We start from the raw sequence: 17,811 nt of genomic DNA, 5'->3' as shown, positions 1-17,811 counted from the left end.
ATTATACGTGTGAAATTCTTTTCAAGTGTTCTTCTATTTTCTGGAAGAACAAAGCAAGATGAGAACCATCTACAAAAGCATGATTGATGTAAATAGAAAGTGGAAACACCAAACGCCCTTCACGAGTGACAACTTTGCCCGTAGTCATCAAAGGATGGCTACAGCCATTACCTGCCTCAGCTAACGTATAAGTAGTTGAAGTGAAGAACATCTTGGGAACTGCACTTAGATGTACTACATCATAATCTCCTTTCACGGATAACTCTTTCTCTGTTCCGTATGGATCACCGTCTTCGGGAATATTCGTAATCATGGAATAAGCTTTGGAATAGAAACCCTCAAAATCTTCATGATAGGGAATACGAACGGTATAAAATGTCTTTCCGGGCACTGCTATCGGAGATATGATATCCACCTGATCATGAAAGACTACTTGTCCGTTCTTATCTATACGGTATCGTAGTTCATCCACTTCATTAGCTGAACGTAATACGGCATAAAGATAATAGAGGAAAAAAGAATGTCCTGCCGCTCTGGCAGCAGCACTCGCTTCCGTACAATCAATTTCTGTCGTAACAGAATACCAGGAGTTTACAAAACCACGGAAAAAGCCGTAGTTATCACGACGTTCCCAAGCATCAATGTCTATAATATGTTTCATGTTAAAAAGGGTATTAAGAAAAAAGGATGCTTATTTTGCAAGCATCCTCTTTCCATTATTTTTCTTTCTTGTAGTTTTCAAGACCAGTCTGCAAGAATTCTATATACTTTGGAATGTCTTCATCGTAAGAGTAAGACTTGTTCAGCGGATTGCCTTCATTATCAATCAGCACATAGAATGGTTGAGCATTGGCTCCGAACTTCACTCGTTGCAGGTAGCTCCACTTATCGCCTACAGTCCGTAAAGTACGTTCAGTACCATTTTCAACAATCTTTACCGGAGCAGTAAGCGGAGTCTTATTATCCACATAAAGCGTGATTAGTACATAGTCATTATTAATAATATCACTTACTTTCGGGTCAGTCCATACGGCAAGTTCCATCTTCCGGCAGTTCACACAACCATATCCGGTGAAATCCAGCATCACAGGTTTGCCTTGCTGGCGGGCATACTCCATACCCAGATCGTAATCGTCGAATCGGGCATGTACTTCATTATTATATAAATTAAAGTCCTGTGTCTGCAAAGGAGGTGCAAAAGCACTAACAGCTTTCAACGGTGCTCCCCACAATCCGGGAACCATATACATGGCAAATGCCAACGAAGCCAAAGCCATAAAGAAGCGAGGTACGCTGACCTTCGTATCATCATCATCATGTGGGAACTTGATTTTACCCAACAGATAAAATCCGAGCAATGTAAACAGTACAATCCATAAAGCAAGGAATGTTTCACGGTCAAGAATACGCCAGCCGTATGCAAGATCGGCTACCGAAAGGAATTTTAATGCAAATGCCAATTCAAGGAAACCAAGCGTAACCTTTATCACATTCATCCAACCGCCGGACTTTGGCATAGATTTCAACCATGACGGGAACAGAGCAAAAAGTGTAAATGGCAATGCCAATGCAATAGCAAAACCTAACATACCGATTGCCGGAGCTACCACGCTACCCGTTGTAGAAACTTGTACCAAAAGGAAACCGATAATAGGACCCGTACAAGAGAATGATACCAATGATAAAGTAAATGCCATCAAGAAAATGCTCAGCAGTCCACTTGTTGTCTCTGCCTTACTATCTACAGCATTACTCCACTTAGATGGAAGCGTAATCTCGAATGCCCCAAAGAAAGAAGCAGCGAATACGATCAACATCAAGCAGAACAAGATATTAAAAATCGCATTAGTAGATAGTGCGTTCAATGCACTGGCACCGAAGATAAGTGTAATAGCCAGTCCCAAGGCGACATAAATTACAACAATAGATGCACCATAGGTCCAGGCATCACGAATACCTTTCTTCTTATCTTTGCTACGTTTCAAGAAGAAACTGACTGTCATCGGGATAATAGGCCATACGCACGGCGTAAATAAAGCCAATAATCCACCTATAAATCCGGTGAAAAAGATATATATCCACGACATATCCTCATGGGAGATTGTTTCTCCTAAAGATTGCAATTCATTGATGACCGGTTTCCAAAGATCAATTTCACCTGCCACGTTGATATTTGTTGTACCCTCTGCACCGCCAATTGTTGCCGGAGCCACAGTGTCAGCAGTTACTTCGGATTGTGCAGGCTGATCATCAGCCTTTGCTTCGGTAACAGGTGTCTCTTTTGCAGCCCCAACTGCCTTACCTGAAAACTTAAAAGGAACTTGAGTAGGCGGCAAGCAATTTTCATCATTACATGCGCCGTATTCCAAATAGCCATCTATCTGATAAGCACCACCGGTTAACTTCAATTTCTGTACGAACTGAGCAGTATTCGCAAAATAACGTACTTTCATTTCGAACAACTTATCGAAAGCTGCAACTTCCTTACCAATAGGTTTCAATTTACCTACAATTGTAGCACCCGAAAGTTTCTCGGTATTAAAAGTCGCCGAGATAGGACCACCATCCCCCAAGTCCGTTGAATAAACATGCCAACCTTTATCAATGGTTCCGGTAAATATTACTTCTACTTCGTCATCCGATAAAGTCTTCAATTCAGTCTTGAACTTGACGGGTTCATGAATCTGTGCCTGCACCACCACCGCCAAAAGCAGTAGAAGAGTTGCAAAAAACGTCTTCTTCATCACTTATTTTTTAGTTTTTATTTTCAATTAATCCTCATAATCCACACATGCACGGCTTTCTTTTACCGCTGCAATAAGCTTACCCGCAGCCACATGATCGGGGTGTGTAGCGTAGTATTTCACATCGTCCAGTGTATCAAACTCACTATAAAGAGCAATGCTCCAAGTCTCAGCCGGATTAATGTTCAATCCTACTTCAATCTTACGAATAACTGATATCTTAGCAGGTAGTGCTTCGATGGCTTTCTTAAAATTATTCATTGCGGCTAACTTTTCGTCAGCTGGAGCCTCATCTTTAAGCTTAAATAATACAATGTGCTTTACCATAACTTTGTTATTTAAATGATTTATGTCTATATTTGTCAGCCGAAGCGACATTCTCTTTGAGAATGTTTGAGAATGCAAAAATACTCGTTTTGTTTCAAATATACACTTAAACGGATGTTAATAATAGGAATTGCAGGCGGAACCGGTTCCGGAAAGACCACCGTCGTACGTAAAATAATAGAAAGTCTGCCAGCTGGTGAAGTGGTTTTATTACCGCAAGACTCTTATTACAAAGATAGTAGCCACGTGCCTGTCGAAGAACGCCAGAATATAAACTTCGACCATCCGGATGCCTTTGAATGGAGCCTCCTCTCCAAACATGTAGCCACGCTACGCGAAGGTAAAAGCATTGAGCAACCCACCTATTCGTACCTGACGTGTACACGTCAACCTGAAACCATCCACATCGAGCCACGTGAAGTCATTATCATAGAAGGAATTCTTGCCTTATGCGATAAAAAGCTACGCAGCATGATGGACCTTAAAATTTTTGTGGATGCTGATCCTGATGAGCGACTCATCCGAGTGATACAGCGGGACGTCATTGAACGCGGTCGTACCGCCGAAGCAGTCATGGAGCGTTATACGCGTATATTAAAACCGATGCACCTACAATTCATTGAACCTTGTAAACGCTATGCCGACCTTATTGTACCCGAAGGTGGAAACAATCAGGTGGCTATAGACATTCTAACAATGTATATCAAGAAACACTTGAAATAGTGATTAGTGTTCAGTGATTAATGATTAGTTATGAGAAAGGAAAGTTGGATTTTCGTATTTGTGGCGCTTGTGCTATGCTGCTTCATCATTGGATGCGGAGGAAGCCATCGTGCAGAAGACAAAAATGCGGAAGGTGATCTTCAGCAGATAAAAGATAGCGGAGAATTAGTAGTATTAACACTATATAGTTCAACTTCTTATTTCATCTATCGTGGTCAGGACATGGGTTTCCAATACGAATTAAGTGAACAGTTTGCTAAAAGCTTGGGGGTAAAATTACGGGTGGAAGTAGCGAGAAATGTTCATGAACTAATAGAAAAGCTATTAGCCGGCAAAGGAGATTTGATTGCCTATAATCTGCCCATTACTAAAGAATGGAAAGATAGTTTGATTTATTGCGGAGAAGAAGTTATCACTCACCAAGTCATAGTACAGCGTACCAACGGCCATACCAAACCATTGAAAGATGTAACCGAACTTATTGGAAAAGATGTATACGTAAAACCGGGAAAGTACTATGAGCGATTGGTTAATCTCGACAAAGAGCTTGGTGGAGGTATTCATATCCATAAAGTGACAAATGATAGTGTTAGTGTAGAAGACCTCATCACGCAAGTTTCCCAAGGTAAAATACCTTATACAGTTGCTGATAATGATTTGGCACGACTCAATACCACCTATTACCCCAATTTGAATATCAGTCTTTCTATTAGTTTTGATCAGCGTGCATCGTGGGCAGTACGAAAAGATTGTCCAGAGCTTGCTGCTGCTGCCGACAAATGGCATCAAGAAAATATGACCTCGCCTGCTTATACAGCCAGTATGAAACGCTATTTTGAAATTAGCAAGGCTATTCCCCACTCTCCTATTCTTTCCTTGCGGGAAGGCAAGATTTCACATTTTGATAATTTATTCAAGAAGTATGCTCCCGAAATCAATTGGGACTGGCGGTTATTGGCATCTTTGGCTTATACAGAATCAAACTTTGATTCCACAGCTATATCTTGGGCGGGCGCAAGAGGACTAATGCAATTGATGCCGGCTACCGCACGTGCTATGGGAATCCCCGCAGGAAAGGAGCATAATCCCGAAGAGAGTATAAAAGCCGCTACTAAATATATCAATGCTACAGCCAAAAGCTTTGCTTCCGTACCCAAGGAAGAACGAATCAATTTTATTCTAGCATCCTATAATTCAGGGATAGGGCATGTATTAGATGCCATGGCTTTAGCAGAGAAGTATGGCAAAAACAAGAATGTGTGGCGAGATAACGTAGAAAACTTTATTTTGCTGAAAAGCAATGAAGAATATTTCACCGATCCTGTCGTAAAGAATGGTTACTTCCGCGGTATAGAAACGTACAACTTCGTGAGAGATGTTACTTCACGATTTGAACAATACAAAAAGAAGATAAAGAAATAAATGAAGAACTATAAATGAAGAATGAAGAATTACATTGCGGCGTATTGTGCGCTACCATTCTTCATTCTCCATTTATAGTTCTTCACTAAAACAAGTTTAGCTTATTTTTCTGTGCCTCCTCCAAAGAAACGGTCTTCACTTGTCGATCCTTATTCTTATCGCGCAGTTGCTGATATACTTCATCTAATTCGACTTTTAAATCCTCCTTTACTTTTGGATTCATTAGCTTGGCAGCTACAGCCGCATTTTGTGAAGCATCTTTCAAATGAATAACAGGGGCATGATAAACCGGAGCTATTTTCAATGCAGTGTGAAGTTGTGAAGTAGTAGCTCCACCTATCAATAAAGGTAAATCTAAACCTGATTTTTCAAGTTCGAGTGCTACATGTACCATTTCATCTAAAGAAGGAGTTATCAGACCGCTTAGTCCTATCATATCAACTTTTTCTTCTATAGCACGCTGAATGATGGTTTCTGCTGGTACCATCACTCCAAGATCTATAATTTCATAGCCATTGCAAGCCATTACAACTGAAACAATGTTCTTGCCTATATCATGGACATCGCCCTTCACTGTTGCAACTAATACCTTTCCGGCAGAAGTTGTTCCTTCTTGCTTTTCCGATTCAATAACAGGTTGAAGTATAGCAACGGCTTTCTTCATTGTACGAGCAGTTTTTACTACTTGCGGAAGAAACATTTTTCCGGCACCAAACAAATCGCCTACATGATTCATACCTGCCATTAAGGGGCCTTCAATGATGTCGACTGCTTTAGGATACAGTTGCAAAGCCTCCGTAAGGTCTTCTTCCAAATAATCACCGATACCTTTAGTCAATGCATATTTCAATCGTTCTTCTACGGTGGCATTTTCCCGCCATGAGAGTTGGGAATGTGACGACGACTGTGCATCGTCAGTACCGGATGCTTTTGCAGCGTCTGCTTCTGCTTTAAGACGTTCGGCTGTTTCAATCAATCGCTCGGCAGCATCCGGACGGCGGTTCAAAACCACATCTTCAATACGTTCCAATATATCAGAAGGGATATCTGTATAAAGTACAGAGGTTGCCGGATTTACAATTCCCATATCCATACCTTCACAGATAGCGTAATAGAGGAATACGGCATGCATCGCCTCACGAATGTAATTATTGCCACGGAAAGAGAAAGAAAGGTTGCTGACTCCCCCACTGACATGAGCGCCAAAGAGATTCTTTCTGATCCATGCGGTAGCTTGAATAAAGTCGACTGCATAGTTGTTATGCTCCTCCATACCAGTAGCTACGGCAAGTACATTCGGGTCGAAAATAATATCATGAGGATTGAAATTCACTTTGTCTACCAACAAGCGATAAGCTCGTTCGCAAACTTCAATCTTACGTTCGCAAGTATCTGCCTGACCTTTCTCATCGAAAGCCATTACTACAGCTGCAGCGCCATATTGCTTAATGATACGGGCATGTTCCAAGAATTTAGCTTCTCCTTCTTTCAAGGAAATAGAGTTAACTATGGATTTACCTTGCAGACATTTCAGTCCGGCAACAATAACGTCCCATTTGGAAGAGTCAATCATTACCGGAACCCGGGCTATTTCAGGCTCGGAAGCTACCAAATTGAGGAAAGTCGTCATCTCGGTCTCTGCATCCAACAAACCATCATCCATGTTGATATCTACTACCTGTGCTCCATCTTCCACCTGCTGGCGGGCGATGCTGAGAGCTTCATCATACTTTTTCTCATTAACCAGGCGGAGGAACTTACGTGAACCTGCAACGTTGCAACGCTCACCAACATTCACAAAATTATTCTCAGGCTTGACTTCCAGAAGTTCAAGACCCGAAAGCCAAAGACTATCAGGTTTTCGGGCAGGTTGGCGAGGAGTAGCACCGGCTATTAAAGCAGAATATTCGGCAATATATGCATCAGTCGTTCCACAACAGCCACCAATGATATTCACCAAACCTTCATGAATATATTCTTTTATTTCCAGTGCCATATCGGCAGGAGTCTGGTCGTACTTACCCAGACTGTTCGGTAATCCGGCATTAGGATAAGCGCTTATATAATAAGGAGCACGGGTAGCTAGTTGCATAAGGAAAGGCTTCAATTGGCGGGCACCAAACGAGCAGTTCAACCCTACAGAGAAGATATCGGCATGTTGCACGGATGCAAGGAAAGCATCTAAAGTCTGACCGGAAAGTGTACGTCCACCTGTATCGGAGACGGTAACCGAAAGCATTAAAGGAACGCGGATACCAGTAGCTTCCATCGCCTGTTCTGCAGCAAAAATGGCAGCTTTGGCATTCAATGTATCAAAAATCGTCTCTATCAACAAGGCATCTACCCCACCTTCCAGCAAAGCTTCCATCTGTTCGCGGTAAGCAGCGGCCAGTCCATCGTATGACAAAGCACGATAAGCCGGATTGTTCACATCGGGACTCATGGAACAAGTCTTATTCGTAGGCCCTACAGAACCGGCAACAAATCGAGGTTTATCGGGTGTCAGGGCAGTAAATTCATCCGCCACTTCACGAGCCAGTTTCACAGCAGCCAGATTCATTTCCCGCACATACTCTTGCACATGATAATCCGCCATACTGACACGGGTGGAACTGAATGTATTGGTTTCAATAATATCAGCACCTGCCACCAAATATTTCCGATGTATATCTTGAATAACATCAGGACGAGTCAAACAGAGCAAATCATTATTTCCCTTTAATTGTCCCGGAATATGCGCAAAACGTTCACTCCGGAAGTCATCTTCCGTCAAATTATATTGTTGTATCATGGTGCCCATAGCACCATCTAAGATAAGGATGCGCTCCCGCACCAAACTGCCAAGCATATTCATTAGTAATTAGTGATTTATAAGTAGTGATTGGTGGTTAACCACTAATCACTATTTTTTAAACATCCGCGCCATATCGCGTTTGTCATCTTTTTCTCTTAGGGATTGACGTTTATCGTACTCTTTTTTACCTTTAGCCAGAGCGATTACTACCTTAGCCAGTCCTTTTTCATTGATAAACAAGCGTACAGGAACCATGGTAAAGCCCGGATTCTTCGAGTCTTTCACCAAGTTATTCAGTTCTTTTTTAGTCAAGAGAAGTTTTCGCTCCCTCCGTGCCGAGTGATTATTGTACGAACCATAGAAGTACTCGGCAATATGCATATTCTTCACCCACAACTCACCGTTGGCGAAGTAACAAAACGTATCGACCAAACTAGCCTTTCCCATACGGATGGATTTAATCTCCGTACCCGTGAGTACAATACCGGCCGTATACGTATCTATCAGTTCATAATCGAACGTAGCACGCTTATTTTTTATATTTACAGAAGGCTGTTTCATTATATAATCAGTTTAGCACTACCGTCAGCTTATTAAAAATCCATTCAATAACTGCCGGACAAGCTATTAACAATATTGAAGAGAAAATGGTGAACCGCAAGCGATCTTTTTCTGCTACTTGCATCACTTTGACACTTCCTTCCCACACTACATATACAATATAAAATTGAAGCAATAAAGCTATAATTCTGATATCGGGCAAAATGCCAATAATAATTTTAAGCAAGAAAAGTACCACCAATGCATATCCCGCAAACTGCTGTGCCAAAGGTATGTCGCTATTCATTTTCAACATACGGACACGCAATTCATTGATAAGATATGCAGCTAAAAAGTATCCTCCAAACAAGGATACAGCCACGGCACAGCATTGTGTCATGGCATATTGAAAACTTTGTGGACCACCCCATCCCATTGTTATCAATGAACCGATGAAGACGGACAATCCACATAAACCAATCATAGGATAAACAAAAGCTGTAAACACCTTTCGCTTATCCTCTTCCAAACGAATTTCCTCCCAAGCACGAGCCGGAGAGGAAATCAGTTGTAATGCTATTTGAAATAAATCTTTGTAATTCAAATTTTATTTTTCAGTTTCGTTTTTATAAGTAACTGTATATGTTTTCTCAGCAGTTTGAGCATCATCCAACTTATAAGTATATGAATTTTCCTTTGTTATAATCTCAACGGTAGTCGGATTATCAATAGTATGTGTAGCGCTCTTGTATGCGGTAAATATATTCGTCAAATCATAAGCTTTATTGAAGAATCCAAGATAACCTTGCTGCGCATAATTATAAGATGTAGTATTTGAGGTTTCATCCTTTTTAGCATTATGGCGCAAATAAAGTTTTAATGTAGTATCATCTTCATTTGGATAATAAACCAATGTCAAATAATGAATAGCATTATACATGAAGTAATTAACAGGTAACAACAAAGTCGTTTTATCAAAGAATGAAGGTTTAATTTCACTACTTTCAGAAATACCTAATTTTATAATAGCAGCATTATTCACAGAATCATTAGCAGCACCTTTCTCAGATACAACTTCAGTTGTATTATTCAGATCCAATACTGCCATCAATTCCACATTCTTTATATCTTTTGGATTCGAAATTTCAGTTACTGTAGGATCCCAACGATAAGAGATATAAACTACATGTCCCGTCATTTTAGAAACATCAACCCCTTGTGCAAGCAATGACGAAACGGATGCAGTTGTAGGAGTGATTGTAACATCATCCGACGTAAAGGAAATACCCATTCCCAGATAGCTGCGGACTTTAGCGTAACCACCACCATAGCTATACGGATCACTTTCCGAGTTCAAACAAGAAGTTAAAGATATACCCATCAACAGGGTAAAAGCAATCATTAAGAATTTTAATTGTTTCATTTTTCTTATAAATATTAGAGTTTGCAAATTTAGATAAAAGAATTGAGTAATAGAGTACCCTCTTCATTTTTTCATTGTTTTTAAGATTAAATGAAAAGTTAATCTAAATACTGCACATCATATCTCCTATTTAATATATATTCACTATTTCTCAGTATAAGCACAATATTTATCAATGAATCATTCATGCTACAAATACAACAACCGATTCTGTTCTATTTATCTTTTTCTCCCTAGCAGCTCCCTATTTTCTCCGCTTCTAAAGAGGGAGAAAATAGGGGGAGTCGGTATGGAGCGGGTACGGACCAGATACGGAGCGGGTACGGTATTGAATAAATTGGTCTATTTCTCCGATTCAATTTTAGCAAATAACTCCAAATGCTCGTCTACATATCCCGCAATCATAGCCGTAAATTCTTCTTCTTTTTCTAAAAATTCTTCTTCCAGTTCATCAAAAGCCTCATACTGCTCGTACATAGCCATAAATTCATCATCCGTGCGTTCACGTTCCAAATCCTCACGATGTTCGTCATACATCTTTTTTGCAGCATAGACCAATTTACTTAAATCAGCTGCTCCCCAAAGACGCATTACTTTTGCGAACGGATTGGAAAAAATATACCCGCCATATCCATTCTGTATCAACTGACAGAATCCTCCTTCCATTATTTCATCCCGGAATATCTGGTAAGCCAACAATGAATGTTGCTCACCCGTAAGCAAAGGCATCGTTACAGCAGTCAGTTCGCCGCCTATTGTTTCCTTATACTTATCTGTAAATACTTTAATAAATGCATCCATTCCTTCACTTGCGGCTTGACGCAAAGCTGCATCTGTCAATTCTACCATAACTTTGTGTTTATTAAATTATGCTACAAAGTTATATCTTTGATTTCACATAACTGTAAACTCCACTTTACATTCTGTAGAATTTCAACTTCTTATTACCTATTTTTAATAAAAAAGTCAAATCATACGGTTGTCAGAAACCAAGAAAAGGAGTACCTTTGCATCCGATTTAAACAGAGAAACTACGTTTTTTAATTATATCACTTAAAAAAAGAGCTAATTATGACTTATTCACACGAAGTGGAACACATGTGTGTTGTAAAGAAGGGTCCTAACCACGGACCGGCTCCCATACCCGAAGAAGGCAAATGGGTAAAATCTAAAGAAATTGTTGATATTTCTGGTTTGACACATGGTGTAGGTTGGTGCGCTCCTCAACAGGGTGCTTGTAAACTGACTTTGAACGTTAAAGAAGGTATCATCCAGGAAGCACTGGTTGAAACTATCGGTTGTTCTGGTATGACCCACTCAGCAGCTATGGCAGCTGAAATCTTACCCGGCAAAACTGTACTCGAAGCATTGAATACCGACCTCGTTTGCGACGCTATCAATACAGCAATGCGTGAACTCTTCCTGCAAATCGTTTACGGACGTACTCAATCGGCTTTCTCAGAAGGCGGTTTGATTATCGGTGCCGGTTTGGAAGATCTTGGTAAAGGTTTGCGTAGCCAGGTAGGTACTTTGTATGGTACTTTGGCTAAGGGTCCTCGTTACCTCGAAATGGCTGAAGGTTACATCAAGAACATCTATCTTGACAAAAACGACGAAATCTGCGGATACGAATTCGTTCACATGGGTAAGTTCATGGACGAAATCAAGAAAGGTACTGACGCTAACGAAGCTTTGAAGAAAGTAACCGGTACTTACGGACGCGTAACAGCAGAACAGGGAGCAGTTAAACATATTGATCCACGTCACGAATAATTTTATAAGGAGGAAAGAAAACTATGATTAGAGAAGTAAAATTTGAAAGTCAAGACCGTCGTATCAAAGGTATCATCGAAGCTTTGAACGCAAACGGCATCAAAGACATCGAAGAAGCAAACGCTATCTGCGAAGCTGCTGGAGTCGATCCTTATAAAACATGTGAAGAAACTCAGCCTATCTGCTTTGAAAATGCAAAATGGGCTTACGTGGTAGGTTGTGCTATCGCTATCAAGAAAGGCTGCACAAATGCTGCTGAAGCTGCTGAAGCTATTGGTATCGGTTTGCAAGCATTCTGTATTCCGGGTTCAGTAGCCGACGACCGTAAGGTTGGTATCGGTCATGGAAACCTGGCTGCTATGTTGCTGCGCGAAGAAACTAAATGTTTCGCATTCTTGGCTGGTCACGAATCATTCGCTGCTGCCGAAGGTGCTATCAAAATCGCTGCTAAAGCTGACAAAGTACGTAAAGAACCTTTGCGTTGTATCTTGAACGGTCTTGGAAAAGACGCCGCTCAGATCATCTCTCGTATCAACGGCTTTACTTACGTTCAAACTCAATTTGACTACTACACAGGTGAACTGAAAGTAGTTCGTGAAATAGCTTATTCTGATGGTAACCGTGCTAAAGTAAAATGCTACGGTGCTGACGATGTTCGCGAAGGTGTAGCTATCATGTGGAAAGAAGGTGTAGATGTATCTATCACAGGTAACTCTACTAATCCTACTCGTTTCCAACACCCGGTAGCCGGTACTTACAAGAAAGAACGTGTTCTTGCAGGTAAGCCTTATTTCTCAGTAGCTTCCGGTGGTGGTACAGGTCGTACTCTTCACCCGGATAATATGGCAGCCGGTCCTGCTTCTTACGGCATGACAGACACTATGGGTCGTATGCACTCAGACGCTCAGTTCGCCGGTTCTTCATCAGTTCCTGCTCACGTAGAAATGATGGGATTTCTGGGTATTGGTAACAATCCTATGGTAGGTTGTACTGTAGCTTGTGCTGTAGACGTATCTCAGGCTTTGAGCAAGTAATTTAAGTTACTTCATATAGATAAACTCCTGTAATCTTTGTGATTGCAGGAGTTTTTTATTTGCAGTAATTTGAAATAGGTGACGGTTTCAAATATCTAGTTTCACTTATCATTCAAAGTTATTACATGATAGATTTATGAGGGTAAAACATATTCTTCTACAAATTAATTAAAATACTCTCGTAATCAGTCCTGCTCCAATGGTCTTATTTTTGTCTCTAATAGCAAAACGAAGACCTACATTAATTACAGCAAAAGAAGTAAGTTCTACAGCTACTGATACATTGTCTCCCGGACTTACTTGATTTATGCCTTTAGGTAGAATAATTTTCCCTAATACATCAAGCGTTCTGAGATAAAACTGAGGGCAATAATTATTATAAATTGCTGTACTACGCCCACCTTCATCTTTCGAAAGAAAATAAACCTCTGCTTCAAATTTTTTATATGCTTTAATACATCCCTGTTTAGCAATAACCATCCCCCGCTTGACATCTTCTTTTGTAGTACCTCTTATTAAAAGGCCAACATTATCCCCCGCTTCACCTTGATCAACAAGTTTACGGAACATCTCAATACCTATACAAGTTACAGTTTTAGTTGTATCACTAAGTCCAACTATCTCAAGAGTATCTTGCACGCGAACAATACCATTCTCTATTTTTCCAGTCAGAACAACTCCGCGTCCTGTAATTGAAAAAACATCTTCAACTGGCATTAAAAATGGCTTGTTCATATCTTTAATGGGACTTGGAATATATTCATCTACAGTATCCATAAGTTCTAGTATCTTTCCTTCCCATTGAGACATACCATTAAGAGCTCCTAAAGCCGAGCCACAGATAACAGGCGTATTATCACCATCATACCCATAATAACTCAATAATTTGCGAATCTCTATTTCGGTAAGGTCAATTGATTCCGTGTCTTCCAACAGATCTATCTTATTTAGAAACACAACAAACCTTGGTACGTTTGATTGACGTGCAAGTAAGATTTGCTCCCTAACTTGAGAAGTTACGCCTTCCATTACATCAACAACTACTATAGCTCCATTAAATTTATGGTATCCAACAACCATATATTTCACAAAGTCTTCATGAGGTCTATACAATACACTAGAATAAAACCTCTTATTAGTTTGGTATTGCACGCATCCCCCATTGTTTGCAGTTTCTCTCTGCTGTTTTGAAACAACATATTTTTCTAATACAGTGATTATTGCAGCCGTTAATGTTGTTTTACCATGATTATCAGAACCTATTATCCCAATAGTTACATTAGGTTTAGAAGAATTTTCAGATACGGAAGTTTCTATATTTGGAAGAGGCTCAGGTTCGACGCAACTTTGAACAGGTGGTATTATATCATTCTCAGTTGACGAGTTTTGTTGAGATGAAGTATTACCACCTAAAGCATTGGTGATAAAATTATATAATCTATCGAAATTGCCTTTTGAATAGGTAAACGACTGATATTGACGAAGTGATCTTTGCAACTCTACCGTTGACATGCCTTCAATTACAGAGTATATTTGTGCATTCTTCTTAATACCGCTTCTTATATCATTAATAAATCCACTCCATTCCGATTCAACCCATTGCGATTCAATGTTAGCCTTACTTGTACCAACCACAACCATAATTTTAGCCGAATCCAAAGCATTATCAATCGCCTTGAGATAGGCAGAAGACCCCAACCTCTCGAGGCTATAATTACTAAAAAATACAGATAGCCCTTTGCTTTGCAAAAAACGATACAACTCCTCTGCAATTTCACAATCCCTGCTCTTTTTTCCATCAGCATCAAGATTCTTGAAACTTATAAATATATCGTAGTTCATATTGTATTAAATTTCGTTTTCTCTATAATATAAGTACTGTTTCACAAAAGTAAATTAAATCTTTGACAATCCGTAAAGTTCCGAACAGTAAATCTAAAAACATATTCATCAACATATTTTGCAAATGTTCTTTTGCTTACTATACTATATATTCCTTTTATAATCCGTTTGATGAAAGTTTAAGAATTTTAAAGCCATAACAAATAAAAGAAATAAGACTTAGCAACCATACGTTCAATAATGTTGTTAAGTAAAAAAGAATAGCTACATTTGCACAAAATCATAATTATAGCAAATTATGGAATACATTAATGAATTTCACAAGCAATGGATAGAGCGAACTCGCCAGTCAATAGCATCTTGGAGCAAGCAGCCTGCATCATTAGAAGAAAAAAAGAAACAGCAAGAACGCTTGAACCAACAGAAAGCTATAAGAGAGGGCAAATCGAAGAGCTAATATCATTTGCTAACTCAAATAACTTGTGGATTACTGTTCAAGCTCTAAATGTTGAATTTCTTAGCAAAGGGGGAGAAAATGAAGTTTATACAAGTGATGCAGACATAGTTCTTAAACTGAACAACTTTGAATATGCAGGAGATAATTTAGAGAATTTCTTTATTCGTATCTCTGCACATAACAAGTTCTTTAGCAATGTCCCTTATCAAATGATAGGTTTTGCCTATAATAGTCAACAGGAATTTTGTGCGGTTCTAATTCAGCCTCATATACAAGCAGAGCGTGAAGCTACTGAAGATGAAATTGCGGAATACATGGAGGCACTTGGTTTTGAAATGGATTACATAGATGAATTTCATAACCAAGAATGTGAAGTGTTTGATGTTGTCCCCAATAATGTCTTATATGGTATAGATGGAGATTTATATTTCATCGATACGCAAATCAAATTAAAATCCCAATCCTATTAATAAGGACCACTCCCCTATTTTTCAAAATCTATTAGATATCTTCATTGTAGAATATGATATCCAGCCACATGAATTATCATATTAACACAAATAAACACAGAAACTCAATACATAACAAGTAAATTCATTGTTTGCAATGCAACTATTTGCCATTTTAAATTTCAAAATGTCATTTTATATATCTACCTTTGTAAATGACATATGAATGTAAAAGGAAAACATGCATTGTCCCCCGATTAGCGGAGTAACGATAATAGTGAACTTTAATCTAACATTAATATAAGAACTTATTAAGAAAACGTTATGGAAACAGAATTGACTAGTAAAACACGCACTGAGAGTGATTTGCTCGGTGCACGTGAAATTCCCGAAGAAGCTTTGTATGGAGTTCAAACTCTCAGAGGTATTGAGAACTTCCCCATCAGTAAATTCCACTTGGGGGAATATTCTATGTTTTTGAAAGGTCTTGCCATCACTAAGATGGCGGCAGCACATGCTAACCGTGAACTGAAATTACTAACTGATGAACAATATAAAGCCATCACGCAGGCCTGCCAAGAAATTTTGGACGGAAAGCATGCTGAACATTTTCCTATTGATATGATTCAAGGAGGTGCCGGAACTTCTACCAATATGAATGCCAATGAAGTAATTGCCAATCGTGCCCTTGAATTGATGGGACACCATCGTGGCGAATATCAATATTGCTCTCCAAATGATCACGTAAACTGTTCGCAGTCAACTAATGACGCTTATCCAACCGCAATCCATGTAGGTTTATACTTCAAACATTTGGAACTAATCCCTCATTTAGAAAAGCTGATTGCCTCTTTCCGCAATAAAGGTCATGAGTTTGCGCACATTATTAAAATGGGACGTACACAACTTGAAGATGCTGTTCCTATGACATTGGGACAAACATTCAACGGTTTTGCAAGTATTCTGGAAGACGAGATCAAGCATTTGAATGAGGCGGCTGAAGATTTTTTGACCGTCAACATGGGAGCTACAGCTATCGGTACCGGTATCTGTGCCGAACCCGGTTATGCAGAGAAGTGTATCGCTTCCATGCGTAAAATCACAGGATGGGATATAAAATTGGCGGACGACCTAGTAGGAGCTACTTCAGATACATCTTGCATGGTAGGATATTCATCAGCTATGAAAAGGCTTTGCGTGAAAATCAACAAAATATGTAATGACTTACGTTTGCTAGCAAGCGGTCCCCGCTGTGGCTTGGGTGAATTTAACCTGCCCGCCATGCAGCCCGGTTCTTCCATTATGCCGGGTAAAGTGAATCCCGTAATTCCGGAAGTCATGAACCAGATAGCTTATAAGGTGATGGGTAACGATGTCTGTGTAACGATGGCCGGCGATGCAGCTCAAATGGAACTGAATGCTATGGAGCCCGTCATGGCTCAATGCTGTTTTGAATCTATCGACTTACTGATAAATGGCTTTGACACGTTGCGTATGCGTTGTGTAGACGGTATTACAGCGAATGCCGATCATTGCATTGAAGAAGTACACCATAGCATAGGCGTGGTTACAGCCCTAAATCCAGTTATTGGATACAAAAACTCCACAAAGATTGCCAAAGAAGCATTGGAAACAGGCAAAAGCGTATATCAGTTGGTACTGGATCACGGAATTTTAACCAAAGAGGAACTGGATACCGTTCTTAGCCCTGAAAATATGATCCATCCTGTAAAACTGGATATCAAACCAAGACGATAAATAATGATGGATAAATGGGGATGAATCGAGTCATTCATCCCCATCCGTAATAAATTTTCTACACTCTCGTTGAAATAAATTCAACACCACTCTCCAATAAGGCTCATAACATCAGGCTATCTTTGCAAACAAATAGCAAACAAACAAAAAGATACCATGAGCCAATACTGCAAACTGCTATGTCATAGCGGCTTTTATTTCGTATGCGGAATTCTATTTTTCGCCAATTCCTTATTTGCACAGCATGCAGACAATATAGAAAGACATCTAAATTACCCCTTAAACAAATCTTTCGTCCTCTACGATTTTTCGAACAATATCAATGAAATCAATAGTCTGCACAGCTATATCACACGAACCCTTAACGATCCATTGATAAGTATATGTAGCATCGAAATCACCGGTTACAGCTCCCCCGAAGGCAGCTTTGAGCAAAACGAAAAGTTGGCTACCCAACGTGCCGAGAGCCTGAAAAACTACCTGCGTCCTTTCTTTGAAGAAACGGAGATTGAAACCACCTGCGTG

Annotated in this window: 16 protein-coding genes and 1 pseudogene; 6 read left to right on the top strand and 11 right to left on the bottom strand. The window is 39.8% G+C overall.

The annotated features are described in order from the left end of the window. Position 1: 1 nt before the first annotated feature. From Q1W14_RS09485 to Q1W14_RS09475, 3 genes are read right to left on the bottom strand one after another with little or no spacing between them, the layout of a single operon-like run. Complete coding sequence (locus Q1W14_RS09485) at positions 2-661, bottom strand: CatA-like O-acetyltransferase (RefSeq protein WP_300701072.1); 660 nt, start codon at positions 659-661, stop codon at positions 2-4. A gap of 55 nt (positions 662-716) precedes the next feature. Beyond that, the gene (locus Q1W14_RS09480; protein ID WP_300701070.1) at positions 717-2,744 is read right to left on the bottom strand and encodes a cytochrome c biogenesis protein CcdA; all 2,028 of its coding nucleotides are present in this window, start codon (positions 2,742-2,744) and stop codon (positions 717-719) included. Between the two features lie 27 nt (positions 2,745-2,771). After that, positions 2,772-3,071 carry a Dabb family protein gene (locus tag Q1W14_RS09475; protein WP_300701068.1) on the bottom strand — a complete coding sequence of 100 codons (300 nt, stop codon included), beginning with the start codon at positions 3,069-3,071 and terminating at the stop codon, positions 2,772-2,774. A gap of 114 nt (positions 3,072-3,185) precedes the next feature. Between Q1W14_RS09475 and udk the strand changes: the two genes are divergently transcribed. Together udk and Q1W14_RS09465 are read left to right on the top strand one after the other, a co-directional pair. Next, on the top strand, positions 3,186-3,794 hold the full coding sequence (gene udk, locus Q1W14_RS09470; RefSeq protein ID WP_300701066.1) for a uridine kinase: 609 nt from the start codon (positions 3,186-3,188) through the stop codon (positions 3,792-3,794). A gap of 30 nt (positions 3,795-3,824) precedes the next feature. After that, the gene (locus Q1W14_RS09465; protein WP_300701064.1) at positions 3,825-5,216 is read left to right on the top strand and encodes a transglycosylase SLT domain-containing protein; all 1,392 of its coding nucleotides are present in this window, start codon (positions 3,825-3,827) and stop codon (positions 5,214-5,216) included. An 85-nt stretch (positions 5,217-5,301) separates the two neighbouring features. Here Q1W14_RS09465 and metH read toward each other — a convergent pair whose 3' ends face one another. From metH to Q1W14_RS09440, 5 genes are all read right to left on the bottom strand, one after another. Then, entirely contained in the window at positions 5,302-8,070 is a 2,769-nt protein-coding gene (metH, locus tag Q1W14_RS09460) for a methionine synthase (RefSeq protein ID WP_300701062.1), read from the bottom strand. Positions 8,071-8,118: 48 nt separating this feature from the next. Continuing rightward, entirely contained in the window at positions 8,119-8,571 is a 453-nt protein-coding gene (gene smpB, locus Q1W14_RS09455; RefSeq protein ID WP_300701060.1) for an SsrA-binding protein SmpB, read from the bottom strand. A 7-nt stretch (positions 8,572-8,578) separates the two neighbouring features. Then, positions 8,579-9,154, bottom strand: coding sequence for a Yip1 family protein (locus tag Q1W14_RS09450; RefSeq protein WP_300701058.1), 576 nt, complete (start codon positions 9,152-9,154; stop codon positions 8,579-8,581). A 3-nt stretch (positions 9,155-9,157) separates the two neighbouring features. Next, entirely contained in the window at positions 9,158-9,973 is an 816-nt protein-coding gene (locus Q1W14_RS09445; protein ID WP_300701055.1) for a hypothetical protein, read from the bottom strand. A 342-nt stretch (positions 9,974-10,315) separates the two neighbouring features. Continuing rightward, complete coding sequence (locus Q1W14_RS09440; protein WP_300701053.1) at positions 10,316-10,822, bottom strand: DMP19 family protein; 507 nt, start codon at positions 10,820-10,822, stop codon at positions 10,316-10,318. Positions 10,823-11,044: 222 nt separating this feature from the next. Here Q1W14_RS09440 and Q1W14_RS09435 point away from each other — a divergent pair, with 222 nt between their 5' ends. Together Q1W14_RS09435 and Q1W14_RS09430 are read left to right on the top strand one after the other, a co-directional pair. Next, entirely contained in the window at positions 11,045-11,746 is a 702-nt protein-coding gene (locus Q1W14_RS09435) for a hypothetical protein (RefSeq protein ID WP_294585882.1), read from the top strand. A 23-nt stretch (positions 11,747-11,769) separates the two neighbouring features. Then, positions 11,770-12,780 (top strand): GGGtGRT protein, encoded by a 1,011-nt coding sequence (locus Q1W14_RS09430; protein WP_300701050.1) that lies wholly within the window; start codon positions 11,770-11,772, stop codon positions 12,778-12,780. A 168-nt stretch (positions 12,781-12,948) separates the two neighbouring features. Here the strand turns inward: Q1W14_RS09430 and Q1W14_RS09425 are convergent, their stop codons facing one another. Together Q1W14_RS09425 and Q1W14_RS09420 are read right to left on the bottom strand one after the other, a co-directional pair. Next, complete coding sequence (locus tag Q1W14_RS09425; protein ID WP_300701116.1) at positions 12,949-14,097, bottom strand: elongation factor Tu; 1,149 nt, start codon at positions 14,095-14,097, stop codon at positions 12,949-12,951. Positions 14,098-14,253: 156 nt separating this feature from the next. After that, positions 14,254-14,622, bottom strand: a pseudogene (locus Q1W14_RS09420) (toll/interleukin-1 receptor domain-containing protein); the annotation flags it as partial. A gap of 327 nt (positions 14,623-14,949) precedes the next feature. Between Q1W14_RS09420 and Q1W14_RS09415 the strand changes: the two are divergent. Beyond that, positions 14,950-15,549: a hypothetical protein gene (locus Q1W14_RS09415; protein ID WP_300701048.1), complete on the top strand. Its 600-nt coding sequence runs from the start codon at positions 14,950-14,952 to the stop codon at positions 15,547-15,549. Between the two features lie 303 nt (positions 15,550-15,852). Continuing rightward, entirely contained in the window at positions 15,853-17,286 is a 1,434-nt protein-coding gene (locus tag Q1W14_RS09410; protein WP_300701047.1) for an aspartate ammonia-lyase, read from the top strand. Between the two features lie 279 nt (positions 17,287-17,565). Here Q1W14_RS09410 and Q1W14_RS09405 read toward each other — a convergent pair. Continuing rightward, positions 17,566-17,811, bottom strand: a 246-nt coding sequence (locus Q1W14_RS09405) for a hypothetical protein (protein WP_300701045.1), incomplete at its 5' end; no start/stop codon positions are given.

This window comes from Bacteroides sp., from assembly GCF_030151085.1.
GTDB lineage: Bacteria > Bacteroidota > Bacteroidia > Bacteroidales > Bacteroidaceae > Bacteroides.
The sequence above is the reverse complement of the archived record's forward strand: the minus strand, read 5'-3'. Positions and strand labels throughout refer to the sequence as shown.